Here is a 12,375-nt window from a genome sequence, read left to right on the forward strand (position 1 = left end):
CCGGTCCGCCGGAGGAACCCGACGTGCCGCTATCGGCTGCCTGCCATGCTCTCGAAGACACCGTCGCGCCGGATCCATGCGTGCACGAGCGCAGCGGCAAGGTGACCAAGAATCAGCAGGAAAAATGCATAGGCGAGCAGCCCGTGCAGCCGACGCAGCTGACCGTAGACGACGATGTCGTGCGGCAGGATCGGAAACAGCTCGACGCCTTTCCACATCACGATCGGATAGCCGCCGGCGGACTGCATCGCCCACCCGATGAGCGGCATTGCAATCATCAACGCGTAAAGCAGGTAATGCGACAGCTTCGCTACTATGGTCTGCCATAGTGGAATGTCGGACGGCAACGGTGGTGGCCGGTGCGTCAAACGCACGCCAAGTCGGATCACCGCCAGTAACAGGATCGCGATACCGAGCGGCCGATGCAACGCAAGCAATTGCGGATAACGCGCACTAACGGTCGATACCATGCCGGCTCCGACGAATAGCATCGCGATGATCAGCACGGCCATCAGCCAGTGCAGCGCACGGGCCGGCACGGAAAAGGTCGGGTTTTGGCTCGTCATTTCGCGGCTCCATGATCGTGTTCGAGAGTGATGGCATCCGGGCGCGGCCCTTCCACTGCACGTCGATAGAACGACACCGAGTAGGCTGCGGAGCGCGCGGGCAAAAGCGGATCGTCGGATGGTGCGATGCCTTTCGGCAACATCAGCGGATCGTAATTGAAGTCGCGGCAATGTCCGTCCGCTTCCGTCGCAATTGCATCGAAGACGAGCGTGCCGGCGTCGACCCGTCGATGTGGTCCATCCCACGCGATCGTTGCGTTATCGGTGCGATCCGCCGAATTGGCTTGCACGAGCACAAGGTGCCACTTCACCGGCCCCTCATGGACGCGTTCGAGCAGATCGTCGAAGAGGAAGTTTGCTGGCAGTGCGGCAGCCGTGCGCTTGTCCAATGCCGTGAACGGCTGCTCCGGCTCGAATTGCCAGCGCACCGATCGTGCTGCGCCTTGCGCGTCGATGAAGCGAAACGCGTTGATGCTGTAGTACGTGCCGTTTGCAAAGCCGGAGGACATTGGCGTCTTCTCCAGATAATCGAAGAAGCGCTGCGTCTCCGGATGCGTTGAGAGGAACGCCTTCATCGTGCCGGGATCAGGCTGTCCCGTAGCACGAACCGGGGTCGATGCGATCTGCAGTGCGACGAAATCGGCCGGATTCGACACGACGAAGATTGGCGTTTGATCGAGCGCCATTCGCCACTCTTCACCGTCGGCCAGCGCGAATCGCATGCCGAGTCCACGAAATATCTGATCGCTGTCCGCACCAGTCGGCACGCTTCCTCCGGTATTGAAGCGACCTGTTACAGGCACCGAGCCGACGCGGAAGAGCGCTGCCGACGACAGTGCGCTACCCGCGCCGTTCGAATCGAAGTGCCCCGCGACACAAATGCCTTTTGTATGGGCTCGGCGAAACCCGGGGAATACCTTGCCGGTATTGGACTGCAGTGAATCGATCAGCTCAGCGCCGCTCAGCCGGGAGGGCGTAAGCCAACCTCCAGTCCACGCGAATGCCAAAGCTGATGAGAATACGATAAGCGCAATGGCGGTTATCGCAAGAAACGGGGGGCGGGAAGGGCCGGGAGACGACATTGAATATGCTCCTGGGTCGATCGAGTAGATGGCCGAGACGCGCATTCGCGTCTCAACGCCGCTACCGCAACGGTTGCGAAGCAGGCGAAGCGACTATGTCAGGAGATATCCGGAATCCATTTGGCGTTCGCACGGCCGATTGCAGATCGACACGCGCGGCTCGACCATACTGGCGGGGAGTAGCCGAACGCAGCTAGACCCGTGAGCGTGCATTTTTGAAGCGCGGCGATCCATCGCGAAACGCTTTGTAGTCGATTCGAATCAAGCTTCGCCAATGATGCAAATGCACTGCGCATAGCGGCTCAATCGAGCCCAGTCCAGTTTCGAAGTGCGCCTCTCCATCCCTGACATGGGAACCAGTCTGATGAAATCGATGAACGCGATCCCGTTTCGCGTAGCCTGCCTGACCGCCATAGTCGCGTGTGCGACCGGCTTCGGCCATATGACACAGACGCGGCGCCTTACCGATACCATGACCGAGGTTGAAACGGATCTGGTGACGCCGTTGGAGCAGATCTCGACCGACGGTCGACTCGCATGCATGATCGCCGGCAACAGCGATTCAACGCATCGGAGGATAGCTCCGAATCGATCGGGTCCAGTATGGGTTTCTCCGTCACGAAATCCGGTCCCCGTCGTCTCTCGCCGACAGGAACCGTTTCACCATTTTCCCGGTTACAAGACGACCGTCGATGACGCGAAGGACTGGACGTAGGAGCCACTTAATCGACAGGTCGGCCCATCTCTGCACATGCGTCGAGGTGCGGACGGCGATCTCGTCGTCATCCCGAACATCGGTCGTTGGTTATGCAAAGGAAAGGGGCTGCCTTGCTTCCCGACCGTCTCGAAAGACGCACCGAGCGCAACAGAAGCTGTAGAACGGTACTACTTCGTTCTATCCAATAATCAGGTGTGCGTTTTCGAAAATCATTGTCAGGGGAGTGTCGGACACTGCGCTGACCCCGACGAAGGCGGAACTACCGCCATGTCGGGGTTGTCGTTGTCTGCGTCGTCTAGGTGACCCTCGCGCGTGATTTCCGCGTCGGTCCATCGGACAAGGCTTTCCCCCCACACCCCGAGATCCATCATCTCGGCACTGTTTAACAGAGAGGAAGAAATGCGCCATATCAAACTTGCAGCGTTGGCACTCGTCCCGGTGTTCGTTGTCACCACCACCGCGTTCGCTCAAAGCACGCCATCGGTTCCGGCCTCGTCTGCAACGACGATCAGCAAGAAACAAGCGCGCCGGGCAAACTGGCACATCGAAACACAAGTCCGCAAGGCGTTGACACGGACGCAAGGACTCGCCACCTCGGACATCCGTGTAGTTGCACGCGGAAACACCGTTACCCTCGACGGCACGGTTCCCGAACAGAACCAGGTTCAGCTCGCACAGAATGCAGCACAGGTCGCGGCCCCGGCGAAATCCATCGTCAACAACTTGTCCGTAAAGGAAGCCGGGCACTGAACCGTTGGTCCGCTCAACCGCTCTCATTACACCGAATGGGCAAGTCAAACCTGCGACGGTTGAGCGCCTTCACGTGCCGCCGCTTGCCTGATCAACGTAATGCACCTGGAACACGTTCTTGGCGATATCGACGCCCACGGCCATACTGTTCATCGTGGATCCTCCGGTTGCCGGGAAATGCGTGCATTTTCCACCTGGGCACATCGATGCCGTTGGCCCGTGAGGATCCACCCCTCTTTTGCTCTCACGTGCGTGGGTGGGACGCGTTCATTTCAATTCTCAGAATCAACTGAAAGAGATGCTCGACCATGTTGTTTCGCCAAGCGCATGATCGAAGTACTCGCTCCAACGCGACTTGTCCGTTGCTCTCATGATCTACGACTGGTAATTCGTTGGCGAGTCTGAGTAAGTTCTCGATGCTGGATTTCAGGACTTGTACATTTTCTTGCTTGTTGAGCTGTACGGTACCTCCTTGAGCCTCCGGAAAAAGGAGCGGCAGCAACACGATCTGCCGTCGAGCCGAGATCCCGAGATTTCGCAACGCCTTGATACCAGCCTGCTCATGCAAGGCCTGTCGAATCTTCGGTAGGTCTTCACGCCGATCTGCGAACGCGGAACCCACTCTGGAACGTATCGGCAACCAACCTCAAGCCGGTACACGGGTCCAACGCTAGCTCGCGCAAATCGGACCGAATTCGATAAAAACTATGGCTTCATATTATCGATAGTTTTGCGCAAATACTGCAAAAAAGGTCACTTTTTTGCCAACCTACCCCCTTGCCCCACCATCCATCCCCAATAAATCCCCTTGACGACCTATCTTTCGATATATATCTTTAGATATGTTTTACGACGTATAGGACTCGATCATGCGACACACCTCTTCCCGCGGCCATGCCCGATGCGACGGTCATGGTGCGCATGCCCGCCCTGAGTGGTTCACCGGTCTCTGGTACGCAATCGGCCGCCACCGCCGCGGCCAGGATTCGTTCGGCGGCGGCCCGTTCGGTGGCCGTGGCGGGCGCGGCGGCTTTGGCGATTTCGGCGACGACGGCATGCCGCGCGGCCGCCAGTTCAGCTCCGACGATCTCCAACTGCTGCTGCTTGCGCTCGTCGCCGAGCAACCGAGCCACGGCTACGAGCTGATCAAGGCGCTCGACACGCGTTCGAACGGTTTCTACAGCCCGAGCCCCGGCATGGTGTATCCGGCACTCACGTATCTCGAAGAAGTCGGCTTCGTCGCGTCGCAGGCGGAAGGCAACCGCAAGCGCTATGCGCTGACCGACGCCGGCCGCACGCACCTCGACGCCCAGCGCGAACGCGTCGACACCCTGTTCGCGCGCCTCACGCACCTCGCCCGCAAGATGGAGTTCATGCGCCGCGCGTTCGCCGGGGAATCGGCGGGCAGCGAAACGCAGGACGAAGCGCAAGCAGGCTGGCTGCCGGAGTTCGTCGAGGCGCGCCTCGCGCTCAAGCGCGCGCTGCTGCACAAGAGCGCCGCCGACGCCGACGAACAGCGGCGCATCGCGGCCATCATGCGCCGCGCGACGGCCGAAATCGAAGGCGGCACCGGCGCGTAATCCGCGCCGCCCCGTCGACACCCAAGGAGAACGGATTGATGCAGAACCCATCCGACCGCACCGTGACCCGCGTGCGCCACACCCTCAAGTTCCGCTTGCTGCAGGTCCTGCGCGTGCATGCCGTGACGCCGCACCTGCTGCGCGTCACGCTCGGCGGCCCCGATCTCGCGGATTTCGAATCCGCGTCGTTCGACGATCACGTCAAGGTATTTTTCCCGCCGCCCGGTGCTGAACGGCCCGCGATGCCGACGCTCGGCGCGAACGGCCCCGAGTTTCCGGAAGGCGAACCGAAGCCGGTCGCGCGCGACTTCACGCCGCGCCGCTTCGACCGCGCCGCCTGCGAACTCGATCTGGAATTCGTGCTGAACCACCCGGGCCCCGCGTCGCAGTGGGCTGCACAGGCACGCGTCGGCCAATGGCTCGGCATCGGCGGCCCGCGCGGTTCGTTCGTCGTCCCGACCGGTTTCGACTGGCACCTGCTGATCGGCGACGATACGGCGCTGCCGGCGGTCGCGCGGCGTCTCGAGGAATTGCCGGCCGGTGCGCGCGCGGCCGTCGTGCTGGAAGTCGTGGATCGCACCGCGCAGATCGCGTTCGACACGCGTGCCGACGTGCATGAAATCTGGCGCTTCCGCGCCGAAGCCGACGCAGCGAACGGCGACGTGCTGCTGAATGCCGTGCGCGACCTGCCGCTGCCGCCGTCCGGCGACGGCTACGTGTGGGCGGCGGGCGAAGCGCTGTCGATGCGCGCGGTACGCCAGCACCTGACCGGCGAGCGCGGCATCGACAAGTCGCGCATTCGCGCGGCGGCCTACTGGAAGCGCGGCGCGGCGGCCGTGCACGAAACGCTGGAAGACTGACGGATGCGGGTACCCGGTAACGGGGTACCCGGTTGACCGGGCGATGACACAATCGTGGCGCCGGCGCACCAGCGGGCTTGGCACCGCTATCGCGGCTGGTATATATCTGTGTCTGCGACGCTGTCGGGCGACAGCCGCCGCAGCCCGCCCAGGAGCGCCCGGTCATGACAAAAGAAAGCCACGCTTCGCCGTTCCTTCGCAACCTGAAGATCGCCGGCTATTGCGGCCTTGCCGCGGTGGTACTCGCGCTGTTCGTCGCAATGTGCGCGATCCTGAAGGAAAGCGCACTCGACCGCGACGCCGCGCAACAACCGGCCGATACACCTGAACTGCACGATGCGGGCGGCGGGCCGGCGGCATCGGCCGAATCGGCCAGGACACCCGGCTGACGGCGTCCTGCCCGATCTCCCGCCGCTTACGGCGCGTGCCGGCGGCCCATCACGACTGCGTGCACCGAATCGCCTAGCCGTTCGAGCAGCGCGGTCACGCGTTGCCCGTACAGGTGCGCAGCCAGCGCGCCGGCCGTGCCGACCAGCACGCCGCCCGCCATGTCGAACGGCCAGTGCACGCCCGCATAGATACGTCCCCATGCAATCGCCACGGCCATCGCGGCCATCACGAATCCGGTGAGCCGGGTCGTGCCGCCGAGCATCAGCCCGACCGCCAGGCTCCACGCGAACGTCATGTGATCGCTCGGAAACGAACTGTCCGGCGCGTGCGGAATCAGTTGCGTGCCGACACCGGCCATGAACGGGCGCGGCGAGAACCAGACATGTCCGATGACCTGTGCAAGCACGAGCGCCACGCACACGCCGACGCCGGCTTCGATCGCCTGGCGCCGCGTCGGGCGCGCACCGAAAAGCCAGGTCAGCAGCAGCATCGCGGGCAACGCATAGACGAGCCAGTCGGCAGCGAAGATGGCAAGGCGGGCAACGCCCGGCTGCGGCGCAACCCCGGCGTTGATGGCGGAAAAGAGGGTGAGATTGAGGGTCTGCATGAATCCGGTTGCGTGGGGCGTAAAAAATCGGCCGGTTGCCCGGCCTGATACGAGCGATGCTAGGGCGCACCCGCTTAAGCGATGCTTAATGCGGCGGCCGCGCGCGGCGATGCCCGCCGCGGCGAACGCACTTAGAGCCTGCACTGCAACACAAGTTCACACAATTGTCACATTCCCGCGTGACCGTCTCCCGTAAAGACTCACCCTACATCCCGTAAAGACTCACCTTTTTCACATCGTGGCGTCATCGACGCGTGCGATGATCGGAGCGCCGGGTGCCGTCCAGGCCGTTTGCCTCATTCATCTCAATATTTACGTCGCGACTGCTTCGAAATAGGCAACAATTAATTCCAGATGCGGCATCGCACAACGGCAACGCACAGGCATAGGATTACGAGCTTACGAGCACTCATCCACGAAGCGATCAACAACAAGGAGTCCGCATGAAACCCAGCGATGTCCGATCGAAAGCGTTTGCGATGCCGTTGACCAGCCCTGCCTTCCCGATGGGCCCTTACCGTTTCGTCGATCGTGAGTTCCTGATCATCACGTATCGCACCGATCCGGACCGTCTCCGCGAAATCGTCCCGGAGCCGCTGCAGGTCACCGAGCCGCTCGTCCATTACGAATTCATCCGCATGGCCGATTCGACCGGCTTCGGCGACTACACCGAAAGCGGCCAGGTCATTCCCGTCGAATACAACGGCCAGCCGGGCGGCTACACGCTCGCGATGTATCTCGACGATCACCCGCCGATCGCCGGCGGCCGCGAGCTGTGGGGCTTCCCGAAGAAGCTCGCGTCGCCCACGCTGCACGTGAACACCGACCACCTCCTCGGCACGCTCGACTACGGCAAGGTGCGCGTCGCCACCGGCACGATGGGCTACAAGCACAAGGAACTCGACATCGACGAGCAGACGAAGCGGCTCGCCGGCCCCAATTTCCTGCTGAAGATCATCCCGCACGTCGACGGCACCGCGCGCGTCTGCGAACTGGTGCGCTACTACATGCAGGACATCAAGATGAAGGGCGCATGGACGGGCCCCGCATCGCTCGAGCTGGCGCCGCACGCACTTGCGCCGGTGGCCGACCTGCCGGTGCTCGAAATCGTCGAAGCCCGCCACATCGTCGCGGATTTGACACTGGGCCTCGGCGAAGTCGTCTACGATTACCTGGCTCAGTAACACGTCCGCAGTCCTTTCTTCTCCCTGTCAATCCTTTCACCACGGGAATTCGAACATGAGCAACCTGAATGGCAAGACCGCAGTCGTCACGGGCGCCGCGAGCGGCATCGGCAAGGAAATCGCACTCGAGCTCGCGAAGGCGGGCGCGGCCGTCGCGATCGCCGACCTGAACCAGGACGGCGCGAACGCCGTCGCCGACGAGATCGTCAAGGCGGGCGGCAAGGCGATCGGCGTCGCGATGGACGTGACGAACGAGGAAGCCGTGAACAGCGGCATCGACAAGGTGGCCGAAACGTTCGGCTCGGTCGACATCCTCGTGTCGAACGCAGGTATCCAGATCGTCAACCCGATCGAGAACTATTCGTTCTCCGACTGGAAGAAGATGCAGTCGATCCACGTCGACGGCGCGTTCCTGACGACCAAGGCCGCGCTCAAGCACATGTACAAGGACGATCGCGGCGGCGTCGTGATCTATATGGGTTCGGTGCACTCGCACGAAGCGTCGCCGCTGAAGTCGGCGTACGTGACGGCCAAGCACGGCCTGCTCGGCCTGGCCCGCGTGCTGGCCAAGGAAGGTGCGAAGCACAACGTGCGCTCGCACGTCGTGTGTCCGGGTTTCGTGCGCACGCCGCTGGTGGACAAGCAGATTCCTGAGCAGGCGAAGGAGCTCGGGATCAGCGAAGAGGAAGTGGTGAAGAAGGTGATGCTCGGCAATACGGTCGACGGCGTGTTCACGACCGTTCAGGACGTCGCGCAGACGGTGCTGTTCCTGTCGGCGTTCCCGAGCGCCGCGCTCACGGGCCAGTCGTTCATCGTCAGCCACGGCTGGTTCATGCAATGAAGCCGCACGCCCGCACCGAAAAGCAGGCCGTCGATGCGGCGGACCTGCATCATGAGGCCGGCGCACCGGCCGCCGCACACACGCTGCCGTACGAGACGATCGCGCTCGTGCTGCAAGGCGGCGGCGCGCTCGGCGCATACCAGGCCGGCGTGTTCGAAGGGCTGCACGAGGCGGGCATTCCGCTCGACTGGATCGCGGGCATCTCGATCGGCGCGCTCAACACCGCGCTGATCGCGGGCAATGCGCCCGAGCATCGTGTCGAGCGGCTGCGCGAGTTCTGGGAAACGATCTGCAAGCCGGCGTTCTTCCCGACGGTCCCGGCGGCATTCGAGTTCGCGCTGTTCAACAGCATCGACCAGGTCCGCACGTTCTTCACCGCGTCGCAGGCCGCGAGCGCGATGATGCAGGGCCAGCAGGGCTTCTTCGTGCCGCGCTTCCCGCCGCCGGTGCCAGGCGTGTCCGACCATCCTGAGAAGATCAGCTGGTACGACACGTCGCAACTGCGCGCGACGCTGCTGAAGCTGTGCGATTTCGACCGGATCAATTCGGGCGAGACGCGCGTGTCGGTCGGCGCGGTCAACGTCGGCACCGGCAACTTCGTGTACTTCGACAACTCGCGCATCCGTCTGGCGCCCGAGCATTTCATGGCGTCCGGCGCGCTGCCGCCCGCGTTCCCGCCGGTCGAGATCGACGGCGAGTACTACTGGGACGGCGGCGTCGTGTCGAACACGCCGCTGATGGAGGTGCTCCGCGCACGGCCGCGCCGCGACACGCTCGCGTTCCAGGTCGATCTGTGGAGCGCGCGCGGGCCGCTGCCGCGCTCGATGGCCGACGTCGCCGAGCGCACGAAGGACGTGCAGTATTCGAGCCGCACGCGTTTCGTCACCGACACGCTGCAGCGCGAACAGCGCTACCGCAACGTGCTGCGCCACGTGCTCGAACAGGTGCCGGAAGAGCAGCGCAAGAACGACCCGTGGTGCGTCGAAGCCGATGCGATGTCGAGCGGGAAGAAGTACAACATCCAGCACCTGATCTACCAGCAGAAGGCGTACGAGCATCACTACAAGGACTATCAGTTCGGTGTGTCGACGATGCGCGACCACTGGTCCGCGGGTCTCGACGACATCCGCAAGACGCTCGCAGTCAAGGACGGCCTCGCGCTGCCCAACAACGACGCGGGCTTCGTGACGCACGACATTCACCGCAAACGGTAATGCCGTGCGCGACGGATCGGCGCAATGCACGCGCCGGTCCGTCCTCTTCTCCGACCAGACATGCCGATCTTCATTGCACTGTTCGCGCTCATCGCTCTCGGATGGGGCGCGGTTCACCTGTTTCACGTCATCGCCGCGCAGTTCGGCCAGCCGGTCGCGATCGCGGCCGCCGTGCTCGCCGCCGCGATCCTGATCGCACTGGTCGCGTGGTGGATCAAGCGCCGCCGCGACATCGCACCGAATACGAAGGAAGAAGGCTGGACCCACGTCGTGCATCGCGCGTGGGGCGAGCTGCGCGTGTCGGCGACGCAGGGGCTGCTGTGGCTGTCGCACGACGGCGCGGACGGCCGCTATACGCTGTCGCAGCTCGACGGCTGCCAGGCCGCGCCGATCGGCGACCGCTGGCATCTCGTCGTGCGTGTGCGCGACGCCGTGCGCAGCGAATGGAAGCTGCCGATGATGGACAAGCGCGATGCGCAACGCTGGGCGCGCGTGCTGACGCTCGCGAAGGACAACCGGCTCTGAAACGGCGCGCGGCGGATGCGCATGTGCGCCCCGCACGAACCGCCGCGCCGACTATCCCGCATTCCACGCGCTATCGCGCCTTCAGCGCCCACAACGCATCGAGCACGTGCTGCGTCGCCCGTTCGACCGGCCCCGCCCGATGCGCGATACCCAGTTCGCGCCACAACGCCGGGCGCAGCGGCCGCATGACGATGCGCGCATCCGGCAACGGGGCACCCGCCTCGTGCGGCAGCAGCGTCGCGCCATAACCCGCAGCGACCAGGCTCTTGATCGCATCGTTGTAGTTCAGTTCGATCCGCGGCGCCGGCCGGTGGCCGCCGAGCGCGAACCATTCCGTCGTGAGCCGCGACAGGCGGGTGGTCGCATCGTTGAGAATCAGCGGGCGGGCGGCCAGATAGCCGGGCGTCACGCGAGCCGGAAGCGGCCAGTCCGCCGGCAGAAACGCCATCACCGGATCGCGCCGCCACGCGCGAATCGACAGCCCCGCGACCGCCGTCTGCGGCAGCGCCACCAGTCCGACATCGAGCGTGCCCTGCGCAATGCGCGCCAGCGTGTCGTGCGACGTAAGCACCGCGATCTGGACATCGATGTCCGGATGCTGCTCGCGCAACCGGGCCACTGCCTGCGGCAACAGGTGCGCGATCGCGCCGGTCGATGCGCCGAGGCGCACGCGTCCGGTCAACCCCTGCACCTGCCGCTGGACATCGTCCAGCGTGGATTCGACCTCGGCCAGCAGGCGGCGCGCCCGCTCCACCAGCACTTCACCGATCGGCGACGGCCGCACGTTTCCACGCGTACGGGACAGCAACGGCGCGCCGATGCGGCTTTCCAGTTCGGCAACGTGAAGACTGACGGTCGGCGGCGCGAGATGAAGCCATTGCGCCGCTGCGACAAAGGACCCTTGGTCCGCAATGGCGACCAGCGTGCGCAGGCGGTCCAGGCTGATCTCGCGCATTCCCCACCTCTCGTTCAAGAAAACTGAATCTCGCAGTCAGCAAATTCAACTTTTCCTATTCTAGGCGTTCGGCGGACGATACGGCTTTCCCGACGACCGAACCGAAGGAACGCGACCATCATGAGCCTCCCCACTGTCTATATCGACGGCGATCAAGGCACGACCGGATTGCAGATCCACGAGCGCCTGCGCGGGCGCACCGACTTGCGGCTCGTCACGCTGCCGGATGCCGAGCGCAAGGATCCCGTGCGGCGCGCCGAAGCGATCAACGCCGCCGACATCGCGATTCTGTGCCTGCCCGATGCGGCCGCACGCGAAGCGGTCGGCTTCATCCGGAATCCGGCGGTACGCGTGATCGACGCGAGTTCGGCCCATCGCACGCAGCCGGATTGGGTCTACGGCTTTCCCGAGATGGTCGACGGGCACGCGCAGACGATTGCGCATGCGCGGCGTGTCACCAATCCGGGCTGCTATCCGACCGGCGCGATCGGGCTGCTGCGGCCCCTGCAACAGGCCGGCCTGCTGCCGCGCGACTACCCGGTGAGCCTCCATGCCGTCTCCGGGTACTCGGGCGGCGGGCGGGCTGCCGTCGACGCATTCGAATCGGACGGCGCTTCGCACGCGAAATCGCTACAGGTCTACGGCCTTGCGCTCGCACACAAGCATGTGCCGGAAATCCAGCTGCATGCCGGTCTGGCGAACCGCCCGTTGTTCGTGCCGGCTTACGGTGCCTACCGGCAAGGCATCGTGCTCACCGTACCGATCGAGTTGCGCCTGCTCCCTGCCGGCGTGACCGGTGAGCAGCTGCATGCGTGTCTCGCGCACCATTACGCCGGCGCGCGTCACGTCGACGTCACGCCGCTCGCGGAGACGCAGGCGATCACGCATCTCGATCCGCAAGCGCTGAACGGCACCAATGACTTGCGGCTCGGCGTGTTCGTCAATGCCGGTCACGGCCAGGTGCTACTGTCCGCCGTGTTCGACAATCTCGGCAAAGGGGCATCCGGCGCAGCCGTGCAGAATCTCGACCTGATGCTCGGTGTTGCACGCGCGGCATAAGCCGCGTGCCGGCACCATCGTCGGCCGGCCCGGCACATCGCGGT

14 protein-coding genes and 1 pseudogene are annotated in these 12,375 nt (G+C 64.0%); 10 read left to right on the top strand and 5 right to left on the bottom strand.

The annotated features are described in order from the left end of the window. Positions 1-29 precede the first annotated feature (29 nt). Together G3N64_RS04295 and G3N64_RS04300 are read right to left on the bottom strand one after the other, a co-directional pair. Positions 30-566 carry a cytochrome b gene (locus G3N64_RS04295; RefSeq protein WP_059605789.1) on the bottom strand — a complete coding sequence of 179 codons (537 nt, stop codon included), beginning with the start codon at positions 564-566 and terminating at the stop codon, positions 30-32. After that, positions 563-1,648 (bottom strand): catalase family peroxidase, encoded by a 1,086-nt coding sequence (locus tag G3N64_RS04300; protein ID WP_205782544.1) that lies wholly within the window; start codon positions 1,646-1,648, stop codon positions 563-565. The genes G3N64_RS04295 and G3N64_RS04300 overlap by 4 nt, the downstream gene beginning before the upstream one ends. Positions 1,649-2,012: 364 nt before the next feature. Here G3N64_RS04300 and G3N64_RS39590 point away from each other — a divergent pair, with 364 nt between their 5' ends. After that, complete coding sequence (locus G3N64_RS39590; protein ID WP_241020773.1) at positions 2,013-2,363, top strand: hypothetical protein; 351 nt, start codon at positions 2,013-2,015, stop codon at positions 2,361-2,363. Positions 2,364-2,765: 402 nt separating this feature from the next. Continuing rightward, positions 2,766-3,116 carry a BON domain-containing protein gene (locus G3N64_RS04310; RefSeq protein ID WP_205782545.1) on the top strand — a complete coding sequence of 117 codons (351 nt, stop codon included), beginning with the start codon at positions 2,766-2,768 and terminating at the stop codon, positions 3,114-3,116. A 75-nt stretch (positions 3,117-3,191) separates the two neighbouring features. On the opposite strand, the pseudogene G3N64_RS39595 reads toward G3N64_RS04310, so the two are convergent. Then, positions 3,192-3,320, bottom strand: a pseudogene (locus G3N64_RS39595) (IS110 family transposase); the annotation flags it as partial. Positions 3,321-3,985: 665 nt separating this feature from the next. Between G3N64_RS39595 and G3N64_RS04315 the strand changes: the two are divergent. The 3 genes from G3N64_RS04315 (at position 3,986) to G3N64_RS04325 (ending at position 5,945) form a co-directional block, all read left to right on the top strand. Further along, entirely contained in the window at positions 3,986-4,696 is a 711-nt protein-coding gene (locus G3N64_RS04315) for a PadR family transcriptional regulator (RefSeq protein ID WP_205782546.1), read from the top strand. A 38-nt stretch (positions 4,697-4,734) separates the two neighbouring features. After that, complete coding sequence (locus G3N64_RS04320; RefSeq protein WP_205782547.1) at positions 4,735-5,556, top strand: siderophore-interacting protein; 822 nt, start codon at positions 4,735-4,737, stop codon at positions 5,554-5,556. 164 nt (positions 5,557-5,720) lie between these two features. Next, on the top strand, positions 5,721-5,945 hold the full coding sequence (locus tag G3N64_RS04325; protein WP_205782548.1) for a hypothetical protein: 225 nt from the start codon (positions 5,721-5,723) through the stop codon (positions 5,943-5,945). Positions 5,946-5,971: 26 nt separating this feature from the next. Here the strand turns inward: G3N64_RS04325 and G3N64_RS04330 are convergent, their stop codons facing one another. After that, positions 5,972-6,553: an undecaprenyl-diphosphatase gene (locus G3N64_RS04330; RefSeq protein WP_205782549.1), complete on the bottom strand. Its 582-nt coding sequence runs from the start codon at positions 6,551-6,553 to the stop codon at positions 5,972-5,974. Between the two features lie 443 nt (positions 6,554-6,996). Here G3N64_RS04330 and G3N64_RS04335 point away from each other — a divergent pair, with 443 nt between their 5' ends. From G3N64_RS04335 to G3N64_RS04350, 4 genes are read left to right on the top strand one after another with little or no spacing between them, the layout of a single operon-like run. Beyond that, positions 6,997-7,737: an acetoacetate decarboxylase gene (locus G3N64_RS04335; RefSeq protein WP_021157498.1), complete on the top strand. Its 741-nt coding sequence runs from the start codon at positions 6,997-6,999 to the stop codon at positions 7,735-7,737. 55 nt (positions 7,738-7,792) lie between these two features. Continuing rightward, a complete protein-coding gene (locus G3N64_RS04340) occupies positions 7,793-8,578 on the top strand; it encodes a 3-hydroxybutyrate dehydrogenase (protein ID WP_205782550.1) in 786 nt (261 codons plus the stop codon). Beyond that, positions 8,575-9,792, top strand: a complete 1,218-nt coding sequence (locus G3N64_RS04345; protein ID WP_205782551.1) for a patatin-like phospholipase family protein — start codon at positions 8,575-8,577, stop codon at positions 9,790-9,792. Before G3N64_RS04340 ends, G3N64_RS04345 begins: the two co-directional genes overlap by 4 nt. Before the next feature lie 60 nt (positions 9,793-9,852). Then, complete coding sequence (locus G3N64_RS04350; protein WP_205782552.1) at positions 9,853-10,317, top strand: hypothetical protein; 465 nt, start codon at positions 9,853-9,855, stop codon at positions 10,315-10,317. 70 nt (positions 10,318-10,387) lie between these two features. Here the strand turns inward: G3N64_RS04350 and G3N64_RS04355 are convergent, their stop codons facing one another. Beyond that, positions 10,388-11,272, bottom strand: a complete 885-nt coding sequence (locus G3N64_RS04355; protein ID WP_205782553.1) for a LysR family transcriptional regulator — start codon at positions 11,270-11,272, stop codon at positions 10,388-10,390. A 120-nt stretch (positions 11,273-11,392) separates the two neighbouring features. Here G3N64_RS04355 and argC point away from each other — a divergent pair, with 120 nt between their 5' ends. Beyond that, on the top strand, positions 11,393-12,331 hold the full coding sequence (gene argC, locus G3N64_RS04360; RefSeq protein ID WP_205782554.1) for an N-acetyl-gamma-glutamyl-phosphate reductase: 939 nt from the start codon (positions 11,393-11,395) through the stop codon (positions 12,329-12,331). The last annotated feature ends 44 nt before the right edge of the window (positions 12,332-12,375 follow it).

Source organism: Burkholderia sp. Ac-20344, from assembly GCF_017104975.1.
GTDB lineage: Bacteria > Pseudomonadota > Gammaproteobacteria > Burkholderiales > Burkholderiaceae > Burkholderia.